At 60.5% G+C, this 14994-nt stretch carries 15 protein-coding genes; 8 read left to right on the plus strand and 7 right to left on the minus strand.

Translation table 11 applies throughout. From position 1 onward, the window contains the following. Positions 1-39: 39 nt before the first annotated feature. From rpoH to HYX42_RS07905, 3 genes are all read right to left on the minus strand, one after another. Positions 40-1008 carry an RNA polymerase sigma factor RpoH gene (rpoH, locus tag HYX42_RS07895; protein ID WP_293401583.1) on the minus strand — a complete coding sequence of 323 codons (969 nt, stop codon included), beginning with the start codon at positions 1006-1008 and terminating at the stop codon, positions 40-42. A 433-nt stretch (positions 1009-1441) separates the two neighbouring features. Continuing rightward, positions 1442-1738, minus strand: coding sequence for a hypothetical protein (locus HYX42_RS07900; protein ID WP_293401585.1), 297 nt, complete (start codon positions 1736-1738; stop codon positions 1442-1444). A gap of 61 nt (positions 1739-1799) precedes the next feature. Further along, complete coding sequence (locus tag HYX42_RS07905) at positions 1800-2267, minus strand: Mpo1-like protein (protein ID WP_293401587.1); 468 nt, start codon at positions 2265-2267, stop codon at positions 1800-1802. 193 nt (positions 2268-2460) lie between these two features. Between HYX42_RS07905 and HYX42_RS07910 the strand changes: the two genes are divergently transcribed. Then, a complete protein-coding gene (locus tag HYX42_RS07910) occupies positions 2461-3261 on the plus strand; it encodes a ThiF family adenylyltransferase (protein ID WP_293401589.1) in 801 nt (266 codons plus the stop codon). An 11-nt stretch (positions 3262-3272) separates the two neighbouring features. Here HYX42_RS07910 and HYX42_RS07915 read toward each other — a convergent pair whose 3' ends face one another. Together HYX42_RS07915 and HYX42_RS07920 are read right to left on the minus strand one after the other, a co-directional pair. After that, a complete protein-coding gene (locus HYX42_RS07915; protein WP_293401591.1) occupies positions 3273-4280 on the minus strand; it encodes a Bug family tripartite tricarboxylate transporter substrate binding protein in 1008 nt (335 codons plus the stop codon). Between the two features lie 196 nt (positions 4281-4476). Continuing rightward, the gene (locus HYX42_RS07920) at positions 4477-5403 is read right to left on the minus strand and encodes a LysR family transcriptional regulator (protein WP_293401593.1); all 927 of its coding nucleotides are present in this window, start codon (positions 5401-5403) and stop codon (positions 4477-4479) included. A gap of 140 nt (positions 5404-5543) precedes the next feature. Between HYX42_RS07920 and HYX42_RS07925 the strand changes: the two genes are divergently transcribed. Next, on the plus strand, positions 5544-6551 hold the full coding sequence (locus tag HYX42_RS07925) for a helix-turn-helix domain-containing protein (protein ID WP_293401595.1): 1008 nt from the start codon (positions 5544-5546) through the stop codon (positions 6549-6551). Positions 6552-6591: 40 nt separating this feature from the next. Here HYX42_RS07925 and HYX42_RS07930 read toward each other — a convergent pair whose 3' ends face one another. Beyond that, the gene (locus HYX42_RS07930; protein ID WP_293401597.1) at positions 6592-7152 is read right to left on the minus strand and encodes a CoxG family protein; all 561 of its coding nucleotides are present in this window, start codon (positions 7150-7152) and stop codon (positions 6592-6594) included. Between the two features lie 28 nt (positions 7153-7180). Next, positions 7181-8314: an FAD-dependent oxidoreductase gene (locus tag HYX42_RS07935; protein ID WP_293401599.1), complete on the minus strand. Its 1134-nt coding sequence runs from the start codon at positions 8312-8314 to the stop codon at positions 7181-7183. A gap of 406 nt (positions 8315-8720) precedes the next feature. Here HYX42_RS07935 and HYX42_RS07940 point away from each other — a divergent pair, with 406 nt between their 5' ends. The 6 genes from HYX42_RS07940 to HYX42_RS07965 are packed head-to-tail and all read left to right on the plus strand — an operon-like array spanning position 8721 to position 14974. Further along, entirely contained in the window at positions 8721-9878 is a 1158-nt protein-coding gene (locus HYX42_RS07940; protein ID WP_293401601.1) for an alpha/beta hydrolase, read from the plus strand. Next, positions 9878-10195, plus strand: a complete 318-nt coding sequence (locus tag HYX42_RS07945; RefSeq protein WP_293401603.1) for a subunit of meta cleavage enzyme — start codon at positions 9878-9880, stop codon at positions 10193-10195. The genes HYX42_RS07940 and HYX42_RS07945 overlap by 1 nt, the downstream gene beginning before the upstream one ends. Then, entirely contained in the window at positions 10188-11027 is an 840-nt protein-coding gene (locus HYX42_RS07950) for a 2,3-dihydroxyphenylpropionate 1,2-dioxygenase (protein ID WP_293401605.1), read from the plus strand. Before HYX42_RS07945 ends, HYX42_RS07950 begins: the two co-directional genes overlap by 8 nt. Beyond that, positions 11024-11806: an alpha/beta fold hydrolase gene (locus HYX42_RS07955; RefSeq protein ID WP_293401607.1), complete on the plus strand. Its 783-nt coding sequence runs from the start codon at positions 11024-11026 to the stop codon at positions 11804-11806. Before HYX42_RS07950 ends, HYX42_RS07955 begins: the two co-directional genes overlap by 4 nt. 46 nt (positions 11807-11852) lie before the next feature. Beyond that, positions 11853-14210: a xanthine dehydrogenase family protein molybdopterin-binding subunit gene (locus tag HYX42_RS07960; RefSeq protein ID WP_293401609.1), complete on the plus strand. Its 2358-nt coding sequence runs from the start codon at positions 11853-11855 to the stop codon at positions 14208-14210. Then, on the plus strand, positions 14207-14974 hold the full coding sequence (locus tag HYX42_RS07965) for an SDR family oxidoreductase (protein WP_293401611.1): 768 nt from the start codon (positions 14207-14209) through the stop codon (positions 14972-14974). Before HYX42_RS07960 ends, HYX42_RS07965 begins: the two co-directional genes overlap by 4 nt. Positions 14975-14994 lie beyond the last annotated feature (20 nt).

Here is a 14994-nt window from a genome sequence, read left to right on the forward strand (position 1 = left end):
GGCGACCGGCGCAGGTTTTTGCTTTGAGGCTGCCGCGCCTTACGCGTAGGCAGCCAGCGTCTTCTTCATCTTTTTCATCGCCGCGACTTCAATCTGGCGAATCCGTTCGGCGCTGACCTTGTACTCGTCGGCCAGGTCATGCAGCGTCATGCCGCCTGAACCGTCGTCGTTCACTTTCAGCCAGCGCTCTTCCACGATGCGGCGCGAGCGCGGGTCCAGCTCGCCCAGCGCCGTGCTGATGCCATCGCTGGCCAGCGAGTCACGGGCACGCGATTCCATCAGTGCCGATGGCTCCTGCGTGGCATCTGCGAGGTAGGCAATGGGGCCGAACGCGTCTTCGCCGTCATCGCTGGGGCTGGGGTCCAGCAGCACGTCGCCGCCGGACATGCGCTGCTCCATCTCGATGACTTCCTCGCGCTTGACGTTGAGCGTTTTGGCCATCGAGTCAATCTGGCTTTCGCTCAGGGTGTCGCGGTGCGTCGCCACATCGGCATCATCCTTGAAACCCTGCTTCATTGAGCGCAGGTTGAAAAACAGCTTGCGCTGGGCCTTGGTCGTGGCGACCTTGACCATGCGCCAGTTTTTCAGGATGTACTCATGCATCTCGGCCTTGATCCAGTGCAGCGCGTAGCTCACCAGCCGCACACCCTGATCAGGGTCGAAGCGGCGGACAGCCTTCATCAGGCCAATGTTGCCTTCCTGGATCAGGTCGCCATGGGGCAGGCCATAACCCAGGTATTTGCGCGAGGTGGCCACGACCAGGCGCAGGTGGGACAGCACCAGTTTCTCGGCCGACTCGATGTCGTTACTGTCTTTGAGCTTGCGGGCGAACTCCTGCTCCTGCTCAAGGGTGAGCATGGGCAGGCGGTTGACCGCCGAAATGTAGGCGTCCAGGTTGCCGAGCGGGGGCAGCAGCGACCACGGGTTGACGGCGCCGACGGAGTTCGCAGGATTGGCTGCGGACAGCTCACGGGCGGTCAGGTTATTGGGGGCGAGAGCATAAGACATGCAAAACTCCTTCTTTCAATACCAAATATTAGCACTCTGTTAGAGCGAGTGCTAAGCAATAGGTTCAATGCGGGGAATAGCGAAAGGCTAATACGCGTTAACCCCTGTTTTCACTCTAGAGAGACTCGCAAACTTCAACAGCCGCGGAGGGCTTTTGTATCTGTAGGCGAATGGCTCCGCATTGCATTACGGGCTCAAGGCGGGGTCATTCGAAACTTTTTTTGTATGTAATAAGTGCATTAACTTGCTGCAAGTATGCACTGGGAGCCATTTGACAGGCTTAAGCCAGCCTTAAAGGGTGACTTTGGCAGGAATATGGGGTGTTATACCCGGTTTTAGCCAATAAATCGGCCTCCAGGCAATGGATATGCACGTGAGCAGCTATCAAATAAGTAGCGACAAAGGAATGCGATGGGCGGAGGAAACTGTGGAATCAGCGCAGCCGCTGGTCGTCGCGCACTTCGCGGACTTCAACGTCGACCACCTCACCCTGTTTGCCGGCCTGCGAGCCGCCTGCGCCGGCAGCCCAGATGTCCTGGGGCGAAAAGCGCTGGAATTTGCCAAACGCCATGAGCGGTGGGGGCTTTTTGCCGGTGAAGAGGCCAACCAGCTGGCGCCAGACCAGGAAAATCAGCGTGGCGGCCAGCAGGCTGAGCGCGAACACGATGCCGAAAGCGGCCAAAACGAGTTTCAGGACCAAACGCAGAAACTGGCTGATAAAACTGGACACATGACTCCTTTAAACCTTTTAAATTTGGCCACCCAGCCGGATTTCAATGATTGCTTTTGGGTTACCAGCGCACGCCCAGCCTGTTAAAAAGCTTGCTCAGCACAAAGAGGGGGCCTACCCAGAGGTATTGCAGGTCTTCAAAGAAAGAGGGCTTTTTGCCTTCCATCTTGTGGCCGATGAACTGCATGATCCATGCCCCCACGAATATGGCCACCGAGATGGCCAATGCATGCTGGCCCATGGCGAACACAATGGCAAATGCCAGCACGGAAAGGACCGCCATGGTGATCAAAAAAACCACCGATAGCCTGGCGTAATAAACCATGCTGGCTGCCACAAAAGCGTAGGCGACCCACGGGTGCAGCGCAAACAGCATGCCCACCAGGCTGAGCATGATGAGCGGTATGGCAATGAAGTGGATCACCTCATTGCCGGGGTTCTGATGGCTCTCGCCATAGTGGGCGAGGAGTTCGTCGACGCGGCGCGTGCCTTGTGGCGTTTGGGTGTCGGTGTGGGCTGCGGTGGTCATGGGTTGTCTCCTGTGGCGGTTCCTTGACGGACTCTACAAGCCCTACGGTCACCCGCGCAAGCGTGAAAACGCCGATTCCGCCGTCTTTAGACGTGCGGCTCCAGCGCGGCTGCCGCCAATCGACCACAGGAGGACGGCACGTGCGCCAGTTATTCTTCAGGGCCATCACAAACACCTATCGGGCAAAGCAGCCATGCCAGAACCTCTAGCTTTAAACGGCGCAACACGTCTTCACTACATCGTGGGTGACCCGATTGCCCAGGTCAAATCCCCCGCGGGCGTTACCCGCGCCTTGCAGGAGCGCGGCCACAACGCTTGTGTGATGCCCGCACATGTGGCGCCGGCCGATCTGGCAAGCTGGTTTGCGGGCGCGTCCCTTGCCAAAAACGTGGACGGCATCATCGCCACTGTTCCGCACAAGTTCGCCTGCTTTGACCTGTGCGGGACGGCTTCCGAACGCGCAGCGTTTTTACGTGCCGTCAACACCATGCGCCGCAATGCCGATGGTTCGTGGCATGGCGACATGTTCGATGGCCTGGGTTTTGTTTCTGCCATGCAGGGCAAAGGCTGCCAGCCCGAAGGCAAAAAAGCATTGCTGGTCGGTGCGGGCGGTGCCGGTTCGGCGATCGCACATGCGCTGGTGATGGCGGGCGCCAAGAGCATTGCCATCCATGATAAAGACGACATGCGCCGCAACACGCTGGTGCATCGCCTCGCAAGCCTCAACAAATGCCCGGTCACGCAGGGTTCTGCAGACCCGACCGGTTTTGACATCGTACTCAATGCCACGCCTGTCGGCATGCAGGAGGCCGACCCTTATCCGCTGGATGCGGAAAGGATCAGCACCGGGATGTTTGTCGGCTGCGTCATCACAGTGCCTGCCGTGACGCCGCTGATCGCTGCAGCGCGTGCAAAAGGGTGCGTCACCATGACAGGCGCGGACATGTTTGGCAGCGTGCGCGACCTGATGGTTGATTTCCTGCTGGGGGCGTGAAGCGCCCTCCCTCAGGATGTCGCCGTGAAGTTGAGCGACTTCACAATCGGCTTCCAGCGTGCCAGATCGCCCTGCAGGCGCGCCGCAAGCTCTGCCGACGTTGACCAGCGCGCCTCCAGGCCACGCTCGGCCATGGCCTTGACGACGACAGGCGAGGTGAGCGAGGTCTTCAGTGCATTGCTCAGGCGCTGCACGTGGGCTGCCGGCGTTTTGGCCGCCACGAAAAATGCAAACCAGTCTGTGAGCACCAGATTTTTGTAACCCATTTCAGCAAAGGTGGGAACCGCGGGTGAGAACCGGCTGCGCTTTTCACCGGTGGTGGCCAGCAGGCGGCATTTGCCGGCCTCAACAAAAGGCATCAAATCACCCAGCGGGGTGCTGACCGCTGCGATCTGCCCGCCCACCATGTCGGAGATGGCAGGCACAGTGCCGCGGAAGGGCACGTGCGTCAGTTCGACACCAGCCGCCTGTGCCGCCATGGTGCCCATGAAGTGCGGCGATGACCCGGCAGCGGGCGAGCCGAAATTGGCCACGCCGCGATTGACCTTGCACCACTCGAAAAACTGGGGCAGCGTCTTCACGCTGGCCGGCACCAGTGGGCCTATTGCAAATGCCAGCTCGAACACCGCGCCCAGTGACACCGGGATGAAATCTGCAACCGGGTCATAGGGCAGCTTGGGGTAGGTATGCGGGTAGATGCCCATCATGGGCGATGGTGTCAGCAGGATATTGGTGCCATCGGCCGGCCCGGCCTTCACGGCGGTCACAGCGATCTGGCCGCCTGCACCGACCCGGTTGTCGACGATGACGTTGCGCGAATACGCTGGTTGAATGGAGTCCGCAACGCGGCGCGCAAAAATATCCACCAGTGATCCTGCCGGTTGGCCCAGCACGACTTTGGACAGGTCAAGCGCGCTGCCGGCGCTTTGTGCAAAAGCGGCAGCAAGGCCTGCGGTGGCAGCTCCGGCTGCGGACAGCTGCAGCAGCGCGCGGCGCGAAAGGGTCTGGCGTGAAGTCATGTTTTGTCTCTCTTGTTTAAATCCTGAAACAGGAATCGACAGCGCACAGCCTCCATATCTGGCGCAGCGAATCCCGGGCTGCGGAGGATGTTAGGCAGACGAAGGCATTGATGTTGTTCCCTGCCGGAAGCGGGACTTGCCTGTCTTTGTGATGGGCTCAGTGTTAACCCGCGGCGTGTTTGCTGCGAATCGCCATCTATGCAGTTTTGCGCCTGCTGCCGAGTTCGCGCGCAAGGTCACGAATGGCGGCAAGTGTCCATTGAATCGCCGGGTCACGGCTCTGGTAGCTGTGCCACTGTACTGAGGACTGGATGACGGGTATGGGTATCGGGCAACGCATCACCCGCAGGGGCATGCGCTGCGCCAGCATGTGGGCCAGCGTGGTCTGTATGGTGCCTATGCGGTTGCTGCCTGCCACACAGGCAGGAATCAGCGTAAAGCTGGGCACCTTCACCTGTATTTTTCGCTGCAGGCCGGCAGCTTCCATGGCGAGCTGGTCCAGCGTCGGTACGCGTCCGTTGCCTAGAACCATCACCACATGCCCGAGCTCAAGATACTGTTTTTTTGTCAGTGCCTTGCCGACCAGCGGGTTGTCTTTCCAGACAATGGAAGAAAAGGTGTCGACAAAAATCATCTCGCTCGGGTGGCGTGGCGATGCGCCGGAGGCCAGCGACACCACCATGTCCACATCGCCCCTGTCCAGCTCCTCGGTGATGGAGCCCATTAACGGACGCCACTCAAATGTCAGGCCCGGCGCCTCGATTTCCGCACGCTTGAACATGGGCAAAAGGAATATGCTGAACGCATAGTCTGATGCGGCAACCGTTATCTTGCGTTCGAATTTCGAGGGAATGGTTTGGGGGCGCAACCGTGACAGGGCCTGCGCCTTCAGCAGCAGGTCGTGCACAGGATCGACGAGTGCCTGCGCAAATGGTGTCAGGCTCAAGACCCGCCCGTTGGGCACCAGCAGCAGGTCGCCGAAAAATTCCCTGAGCTTGGCCAGCGCTGCACTGGCCGCCGGCTGGCTCAGATGCACACGAATGGCTGCCTTGCTGACATTGGCCTCTGTCAGCAGGGCGTCCAGTGTGGCGAGCTGGTTCAGGTCAAGCCGGTTGATGCGCACCGCTGGTCCCCTGAAAATTCTGCGCAATTCGAGGTATAGATGGCATGGATAAATTCTATCCATACAAATCATTGTTGTAAATGTCTGTGCAGCGCTATATTTGCGCCAGATACCTGCAAAGGGATATCCAGGAGACAACAATGCTGACGCATGCCCACGATGCCGGCACTACCCGGCACTTTTCAACCGACTCAACGCCGGAATCCCTGCGCGCGCAGTTGTTCCAGCGTGAGATGCAATCCCTTTTTTCGGTGGGTCTGGCCGTTCGCAGCCCTGAGGAAAAGCCCCTGACTGCGGATGTGTCCGGCTATTTCGGGCGCAATCTGCGTTTTGCAGCGATCAGGTTTTCGCCGCATTCCACAGCGTCCACCCGTACCTCAAATTCACCAGAGTCCCGCCTGCTGGTGTCGCTGCACAAACAGGGCGTGGCCGTGGTGTCACAGGGCGGCCGTGAGAGCCGCATTGAAGCTGGCGATATTTTTGTCATTGATCCCTCACGGCCCTTTCATATCGAGGCCAGCGAGATTTATGTCCATTCCGTTTACATCAAGCCCTGCGCCTTGCGCCAGTTGCTCCCGCAGTTCGACACGCTGACAGCACTTGCGATCCGCTGTGACCATGGGCCTGGCGCCATCTTCCGTTCTGTGCTGGACGGCCTGTTTGCCATGACACCCACCATGTCCGAAGAGATTGCAGATGACATGTCTGATGCGCTGCCCTATTTGCTGGCCCCGGCACTGCGCAATCTTGAGAAGTCATCCGACAAATCAGCTACCCGCCTGAAGGCGCTGCACCGCCAGCGCATTTCGCGTTTTGTGCGCGACAACCTCTGGGACAGCAACATGGACGCGAACGCCATTGCACGCGGCGTCAACCTGTCGCCCAGGCATGTGTACGAACTCTTTTCGGAAGATGACCAGCCGCTCATGAAGTCGGTCTGGAAGGAAAGGCTGAACCTGTGCCGGCGTGACCTCGCTGAACCCAGGCTGCAGGCCAGAACTGTTGGCGAGATCGCCTTTACCTGGGGTTTCAGCAATGTGTCCCATTTCAGCCGCGCCTTCAAGGCCGAGTTCGGCACAGGGCCGCGCGAGTTTCGCAAGGCAGCTCAGGGCCGTATGCTGGAAGTGCTTGCCGACACCAGGCACTGAGATCGCTGATGGCATCTTCAGCGATGCCATCCCGGTCCGTTTAATTCCTGCCCAGCAGGGCGCGTAACCAGCGCTGCAGGCGCGCCCAGAGACCCGCTTGCTCATCCCGACCTGCTTCTGCAGTTGTTGTGCCCGGTGGTACAGCGTCCAGCGGGTGAAGCAGCAGGATCTGGCGATTGAAGCTGGCAAAAAATTCAGCAGCCATTTTTTGCGCCGCCATGTCCACCAGCCGCTGGCCTATCTGGGCTATCTTTCCGCCCACCGACGCATCGGCCGTGTAATGCAGCACGCTCTGGTTGAGGCCCGTATGTTCGAGTCTGACTTTGGCTGAGCCCTTGCCGTGGCCAGCCGCGCCGCCCTGGCCCTCAAAGTTGATGGTGTAGGACTCGGGCGGGTTGATGTCGGCCAGGCCCAGCTTGCCCTTGAATTTCGCCTTCACGGGGCCGACGGCCGCCGTGATCAGGACTTCATAGCGGCCGGGTTCTGTTTCGGTGAGGGATTCGCATCCGGGGATGCAGGCCTTGAGCACCTCAATATTGTTCAGCGCCGCCCAGGCGTTGTCCTGTGATGCGGGAAGGGTTTGTTGACTGGATATCTGCATGTCTGGGTTTCGGGTAGATGACTTGAATTCAAATGGGCTCTGCAAGAACGCGCAGCGATTGCTCGACAAGTTCTGCCTGTTTTTCCATGGGTGCCCGCGCCTGTTCGCGCCGGCCTATTTCCAGTGAGTTTTCAACCACCAGACGGCATCGTTCATAGCGGCGGGCCATGAAGCCTTCAAAGGCCAGCTCCACCGATGGCTGCTGCGCCAGCTCTTCGGCCAGTACCAGCGCATCCTCCACCGCCATGCCCGCGCCGGACGCGAGCTGGGGCGTGGTCGGGTGCGCGGCATCACCGATCAGGATGACACGGCCTTTCTCCCAGGGGCGTGGCAGCAAAAAACCTTCAAGCGGCCGCAGCACAATGTGTGAGGAGTCGCTGAGGTTTTCACGAATGTCCTGCAGCACGCCGCCATAGCCCTGCATCAGCCTCGATAGCCGTGAAGGCAGTTCCGCGTCAGGAATGATGTCGCGTCTGGGCGCCGGCTCCAGCAGGAACATATACATCTCGCCCTGCGACACCGGCGTCAGGCCCACCTTGAGTTCGCCGCCGAGAAAAAACATCCTGCGGACAACAGATGCAGGCCGCGGTACGGTGATGCGCCATACACACTGTCCGGTGTATTCAGGCCCGGGAGCGTCGGGAAACAGCAGCCTGCGCACCCGTGAGAATACGCCATCTGCACCGACCACCACGTCATAACGCTGTGCACTGCCGTCTGAAAATACGACGTCTACACCGTCGTCATCAGACCTGAGGCTGTCTACCGTGATGCCCAGCCTGACCTGCGTGCCCAGCTCCCTTGTGCGGCGTGACAGGATGCTGTGCAGCAGCGGTCGCATGATGCCGCCCGAACCCGGTACATCATCGGCCCCCACGAGCGGTGTGGGCACGATATGCACGGGCTTGCCGTTGACGTCGCACACCTGTATGCCCTCACCGGTATAGGCCTGCTGCATGACTTCTTCGAGTATGCCCACGCCTTTGAAGGCGCGCAGCGTCGGGCCGGTGATGGAGATGCCTGCGCCGTAAACACGCCACTGCGGGTCAAGATCAACCAGGTCGACGTCCATGCCTTTGCGCCGCATGGAGATGGCGGCAGACATGCCGCCTATTCCACCGCCGACGACCAGGATTTGTTTTGCTTTGTTTTGATCTTGCATGCTGTTCTTTGTCTCGTAGGTCTGGCTTGCTGTCGTGCCCGCATCCGGGTACGTGCAACAGCTGCCCAAGTGTTTGATCTGTTGTCAGTGGCGCGAGGTTAAGCGCTGCACCTTGCGAGCGTCAACGCTTCTGCATGCATAAAGCCATCGCAGGCAAAAGGCAAAGCGCACCGAGTCAAGTGCCTTGTTTGCCTGTTCTTTTGACGGGCCGGTGCGTTCTACTGGTGCTCAGGGTTAACACTGTGCGCGCTGCATGCGCAGTCAAATTCCGCTACCGGCCGGGAACAACATTTTTGAGTCGTTCTACCTAACATTTCGGTCACCACACAGCAGGCCGCCGCAAGGTGATTTGCATGTATGTAGACAAACGAAAAAGACCCTGAAACCCCGCACCGGAGAGCGCGACTTGACTGACCATTCCCCTAACACGCAGGTCACTGACCGACCGAAAAATCTTGCCGAATCAAAGGCATGGATGCAGCAGCGGCTGGTGTCGCGCTTTCACCCCATGAATGCCCTGAGCCTTGAGGAAGGCCCGGCATTGATAGACGCCGTGCCCGCGCTGGATGGCCAGGCCTGGGGCAGCTACTGGGAAGCCTGTGGTGAGAAGGTGCGCAGGCAGGCGCTGGATGCCGAGCAGGCGGGCGACGGCGCGCGCGCCGGGGCACTTTACAAAAAGGCCAGCGGCATGTTCTTTATGGGGCGCTTTCCGTGCCCGAACCATCCGGCCAAACAACGCTGTGCCGTGGCAGAGCGAGAGACCTATATTGCCGCCAGCCGGTTCTGGGCTGTGCCGATAGAGCGAATCACCATCCCGTTTGACGGTCGCGAAGGCGAAGGCGGGGAGATCGTGGTGTTGCTGCGCAGGCCGGCCGGTATCGAGAAGCCGCCCGTGGTTGTGATGTGGGGCGGCGTCGACGCCTGCAAGGAGCAGATGACGGAAGCCAGCGATGCACTGCTGGCACAGGGCATTGCCACGGTGGCGATGGACAACGCCGGTACCGGGGAATCGCCGGTCAGGGGTGTGCCGGATGCCGAACGCCAGTTCATCACCGTCTTTGAATGGGTGCGCCGGCAGACCTCATTGAGCGGCGCGCGTGTGGGTTGCCTGGGCCGTTCATTTGGTGGCTACTGGGCGACCAAGCTCGCGCATCAGGTGCCCGACATGATTGCCGGCGCGGTGAACTGGGGTGGCGGTGCGCATTACATGTTTCAGCCCGAATGGGTGCAGGCCTCACGCTACCCGGACAGCTACCTCATGGAGCTGGTCGAAACCCGCAGCGCCATGCTGGGCGCCACCAACGATGCGGAGTACGTCGAGTTCTTCAGGCGCCTGTCTCTGCTGGATCAGGGTTGGCTGGACAAGCCCTGCGCGCCGCTGCTGCTCGTCAATGGCAAGGAAGACAAACAGTGTCCGGTGGCAGACATCGAGCTGCTGACAGACCACGGCTGGCCGAAATCGGTACGCATGTTCCCGGGCGGGCATATGGGGCTCACGCCCAAAACACTGCCCACGGTGGTGGACTGGCTGGCACGCCAGGTGCATGCAGGCGGGGTGCGGTGATGGCTGGCAACTGGCAACAAAAAATACCGACCACCTCGGCTTACTGGATGAACCGCGTGTTGTATGACGTGCACCATAAGGACAGCCACCTGCAGCGCTACAAGGCGAGCCCGGATGCCTACATGGCCGACATTCCGCTGGAGCCCTCGCTCAAGGCGGCGATTCGCGACAACGACATAGGCGCCATGTACGTGGCTGGTGTGAATCCTTACCTGCTGCGAGCCCACTGCCTGGGCCTGCATATTTCAGAAAAACTCTTTGTTGACTCGCTCAAGGCTGTGGGCGACAACAAGGTGTCGGGAGCTGACCATGGCTGAAATTGTTGCCATCCATGCCGTCAGCCATACACCGGTGATGATCAATTTCCCGGGAGCGATTCCGGACTCTGACCGCGAGGCGATCTTTGCCTCCTTCAAGGAAGTCGGCGAGCAGATCGTCAGCGCGAAACCCGACGTGGTGGTGGTGATCTCTGACGACCATATCCACAATTTCTTCTTCAACAATTTCCCTGCCGTATGCATAGGCGCTGCGGAGTCTTATGACACGCCGGCCGAGCACTGGCTCAAGCTCGACAGGCAAACCCTCAGGGGTGATGCACGGCTGGGCGGTTATCTTGTGGAACAGGCGCTGGACAGCGGCTTCGACCCTTCGTTCTCGATGGAGCTCAAGCTGGACCACGGCACACTGGCACCCATGCACCTGGCCGGTGTGGCGCAGGACTTCGCCATCGTGCCCATGCTGGTCAACTGCGTGCAGCCGCCGCTGCCACCCATGAAGCGCGCACTGCAATGGGGAACATTTCTGGGCAAGGCCCTGCGTGCCTACGACGGCTGCGAACGTGTGGCCATCCTGGCAACCGGTGGTATCAGTCATGACATCGCCACGCCCCGCATGGGCATGGTCAATGAAAGCTTTGATCTGGAATTCATGCGCCTGCTGTCGGCAGGGAACGATGAAGAACTGGTGCGCTACGCCGCCGATCACGTCAACGAAGCCGGCAACGGCGCAGAAGAAATACGCACCTGGCTGATGGCGCATGGCGCCGCAGGTGGCGGCCGGTTCGAGACGCTTTATTACAAGGCGGTGTCCAACTGGTACACAGGTATCGGGCTGGGCCGCTGGAACACCAAACACGGAGCTGCGGCATGAGCGCGCTCCTTGCACACAGCGTTCACGGCTCTGCCAGCGACCAGCCACTTGTATTGCTGCACGCCCTGGCCACCAGCAGCGCCTTGTGGGCGCCACAACTTCCCGCGTGGGCAGCACAGTTCCGTGTTGTGGCTATTGATCTGCCGGGTCACGGCAAGAGCGCGCCGCAGCCGGGCATCTCCGGCATGGCCGACTACGCAGAGGCCGTGAAGGATGTGCTCGACCATCTGAATATCGACCGCGCAGCCTTTGTGGGCCTCTCCCTGGGTGGCATGGTGGCGCAGGCATTTGCGCTGGCCTGTCCGCAGCGCACGTCTGCCGTGGTGCTGGCACATACCAGCGCCCGCACCTACCCTGCGGGTTGGGAGATATGGGCACGCCGTCTTGACCAGTTCAACCAGGATGGCCTGGTGGCCCAGATACCGTCGGTTCTAGATCGCTGGTTTCCGCGCGAGTTTGCCGAGGCCTCGCCCATGACATTGCGATGGATCGCCGACCAGATCGCCTCCACGTACCCCGAAGGTTATGCGGCCGCCATCAGGGCCATCCAGCAGCTCGACCACTTTGACGCCTTGAAGACCCTGCGCGCGCCTGTGCTCGTGGTGGCCGGCGAGGTTGATGCGGCCGCGCCGCCGTCTGTCGCCACCGCGATGTCAGAGCAGATCCAGGGTGCACGCCTGGTCGTGATGCCCGGTGTGGCGCATCTGGGCAATGTGCAGCAGCCCGTGCTGTTCACTGAGACGGTGGGTGACTTTTTGCGCGGTGTATTGCTGCCTTGACAGATACCGCAACGCCAGACATTAAAAAAAGCCAAGGAGACATGTTTTGAGTACAACAACAGAGAGCCATGCTGGAACCGGTATTGGCCAGTCCGCCCCCCGACTGGAAGACCGCCGCTTCCTGACGGGGCGGGGCCAGTACATCGATGACATCGAATTGCCGCGCATGGTGCATGGCGTGACGCTGATGTCTCCGTATGCCCATGCACGCATCGTGTCCGTGGATACCAGCCAGGCACTGGCGGCTCCCGGCGTGCTGTGCGTGTTGACCGGCGCCGATGTGCTGGCTGAAAACATGGGCGGCCTGCCGCCGCTCTTCATGCCCGAAGACATGGGGGGGCCCAAGGGCTACCGTACCTCCCGCCCCCTGCTGGCGACCGACAAAGTGCGCTGTGTGGGTGACCGCGTCGCGTTCGTCGTGGCTGAAACCGCCGCACTGGCGCGTGATGCGCTTGAACTCATTGAGGTGGAATACGACGCGTTGCCATCAGTGACGGCGCTTGAAGACGCGGTGGGTGAAGGCGCGCCCCTGGTCTGGGATGGCGCACCCGGCAACAAGTGCTGCGTCGTGAAGTTCGGTGACGAAGACAAGGCCAAAGCCGCGTTTGAGGCAGCCGCCCATGTGACATCGATACGCATAGAAAACAACCGCCTGTCTGCCAATTCAATTGAGCCGCGCGGCGCCATTGGCGAGTACCACGAATCGGACGACAGTTACACGCTGCACACCAGCTCGCAAAACCCGCATGGTGCGCGGCAGATGCTGTGCAGCTCGGTGTTCCGCATTCCGGAAACCAAAATGCGTGTGGTCTCTCCCGACGTGGGTGGCGGTTTCGGCATGAAGGCCGACGCCTATCCCGACGACGGCCTGGTTCTGTGGGCCTCGCGCCGGTGTGGCAGGCCTGTCAAGTGGATTCCCACGCGCAGCGAGAGCATTCTGGGTGACAACCATGGCCGGGACCAGGTCGTCAACGCCGAGCTGGCGCTTGATGCTGATGGCCGCATCCTGGCCATGCGTGCGCGCTCCATGCATGCCTTCGGGGCCTATGTGGTGTCTGCTGCTGTTGCGCCGCTGACGTTTGCGCTGCGTTTCATCCCCGGGGTGTACGACGTGCCGGTGTTTTTTGGCGTGAATTTCGGCATCTTCACCAACACCTCTCCCACCGGCCCGTATCGCGGTGCTGGCCGGCCAGAGGCCACCTATGTGTGCGAAGCATTGATTGAGAAGGCGGCCGCAGAACTGGGCATGGACCCCGTCGAGTTGCGCCGCCGCAACCTGATCCGCCCCGACCAGTTGCCCTACGCCACACAAACCGGTTTTGTATATGACAGCGGCGACTTCCCCGACATGCTGTCGCATTGCCTGCGGTTTGCGGATGCCGATGGCTATGACAAGCGGCAGCAGTCTTCAAAACAGAATGGACTTCTGCGGGGCCGTGGTATTGCCTTTTTTATCGAACAGGGCGGCATCTTCAACGACCAGATGAGTGTGCGTTTTGACGCCACCGGTGGGGTCACCATTCTGGCAGGTACACATTCGCACGGGCAGAGCCATGCGACGGTGTTTGCACAGCTCGTGTCTGAATGGCTGGGCGTGCCGTTTGAGGCCATACGCTACCTGCAGGGTGATACCGACAAGGTGCCTTTCGGGCGCGGCACTTATGCGGCGCGCTCGTCCATGATTGGCGGCAACGCCCTGCGCATCGCCTGTGACCGCATCATCGAGCGGGTACGCCCCGTCGCCGCACAACTGCTGGCCTGCACGCCGGATCAGCTGAAGTTTCATAACGGCCTGTTCACCAGCGAGGCCGACGGCAAAACCGTGGCGCTTTCTGATGTGGCCAAAAATTTCTTCATCAAGGCCGGCCCCATGTCCCAGCTGGGTGTGGGTCTGGAGGCCAGCGGCACATGGAACACCGACCCGCCTAACTTCCCGAGTGGCTGCCATTTGTGTGAGGTCGAGATTGATCCGCAAACTGGCGTCGTGAAAGTTGACCGCTACAACGCCATTGATGATGTCGGGCGCATCCTCAACCCCATGATTTGTGAAGGGCAGATTCAGGGCGGTGTGGCCCAGGGCATTGGCCAGGCGCTGCTTGAGCACGTGGTCTATGACCGCGAGAGCGGACAGCTGCTGAGCGGCAGTTTCATGGACTACGGCATGCCGCGCGCCGACGATGTGCCGTCCTATAACCTCAAGCTGGTCGAATTCACCTGCAAGACCAACCCGCTCGGTGTGAAGGCGGTCGGTGAGGCCGGCACGATTGCCGCACCTTCAGCCGTCATGAACGCGGTCATGAACGCATTAAGGCCTCTGGGTGTGAAGCACCTTGACATGCCTGCGACTCCTTCAAAGGTATGGCATGCCTTGCAGGCTGCCAAAGAAAGTGTGGCCAGCGCATGAAAAACCTCGCGGGCAAAGTCATTGCCATCACTGGCGCAGCCCAGGGCCTGGGGCGCGCCACGGCGCTTGCCATGGGCCGCGAAGGTGCGCGCCTTGCCTTGACCGATATCGATGGGGCGGGCCTGGCATCCACCATGGAGGCCCTGAAAACCGCAGGTGTGGATGCCGTCAGTGTGGTGGGTGATGTGACGCAGGCCGCCACCCATGACCAGCTGCTGGCCAGCGCCTTGGGCGAGTTTGGAAGCCTGCACGGCCTGTGCAATGTGGCGGGTGTGCTGGGTGCGGGCCAGCTGGCCGACGTCACAGAGAAAAGTTTTGACCACGTCATGCATGTCAACTGTTTTGCGCAGTTGCTGGCCATACAGCGCATGGCGTCGGCACTCAAGGCATCGGGGCAGGGTGCCATCGTCAATGTGGCCTCGGTCGGTGCCATGGTGGCGCTGCCCATGATGACGACCTACTGCGCCTCGAAAGCCGCTGTGATCGGCCTGACCCGCGCAGTCGCCGCCGAGCTGGCACCGCATGTGCGCTGCAACGTGGTCTGCCCGGGCGGTATGGACACACCCATGGCCAGGGGTTTGCTCAGCGGTCTGTCTGAAAGTGATTCGGCCGAGCTGGTCGGCAAGCTGACAGGGCGTCAGTTGCAAAAACGTTTTGCCGACCCTGCAGAGGTGGCACAGGCGCTGGTGTTTCTGGTCAGCGATGCCAGCTCATTCAGCACCGGTTCGGTGTTTTCGGCAGATGGCGGCCATACCGCTTGGTAATGCTGTAGCAGTGGTCTGGT

This window comes from Polaromonas sp. (assembly GCF_016185115.1).
Taxonomy (GTDB): domain Bacteria; phylum Pseudomonadota; class Gammaproteobacteria; order Burkholderiales; family Burkholderiaceae_C; genus Polaromonas.

Coding starts and splice junctions, on each gene's coding strand:
- rpoH (WP_293401583.1), bottom strand. CDS start 1,008: ATGTCTTATGCTCTCGCCCCCAATAACCTGACCGCCCGTGAGCTGTCC.
- HYX42_RS07905 (WP_293401587.1), bottom strand. CDS start 2,267: ATGACCACCGCAGCCCACACCGACACCCAAACGCCACAAGGCACGCGC.
- HYX42_RS07910 (WP_293401589.1), top strand. CDS start 2,461: ATGCCAGAACCTCTAGCTTTAAACGGCGCAACACGTCTTCACTACATC.
- HYX42_RS07915 (WP_293401591.1), bottom strand. CDS start 4,280: ATGACTTCACGCCAGACCCTTTCGCGCCGCGCGCTGCTGCAGCTGTCC.
- HYX42_RS07925 (WP_293401595.1), top strand. CDS start 5,544: ATGCTGACGCATGCCCACGATGCCGGCACTACCCGGCACTTTTCAACC.
- HYX42_RS07930 (WP_293401597.1), bottom strand. CDS start 7,152: ATGCAGATATCCAGTCAACAAACCCTTCCCGCATCACAGGACAACGCC.
- HYX42_RS07935 (WP_293401599.1), bottom strand. CDS start 8,314: ATGCAAGATCAAAACAAAGCAAAACAAATCCTGGTCGTCGGCGGTGGA.
- HYX42_RS07945 (WP_293401603.1), top strand. CDS start 9,878: ATGGCTGGCAACTGGCAACAAAAAATACCGACCACCTCGGCTTACTGG.
- HYX42_RS07950 (WP_293401605.1), top strand. CDS start 10,188: ATGGCTGAAATTGTTGCCATCCATGCCGTCAGCCATACACCGGTGATG.
- HYX42_RS07955 (WP_293401607.1), top strand. CDS start 11,024: ATGAGCGCGCTCCTTGCACACAGCGTTCACGGCTCTGCCAGCGACCAG.
- HYX42_RS07965 (WP_293401611.1), top strand. CDS start 14,207: ATGAAAAACCTCGCGGGCAAAGTCATTGCCATCACTGGCGCAGCCCAG.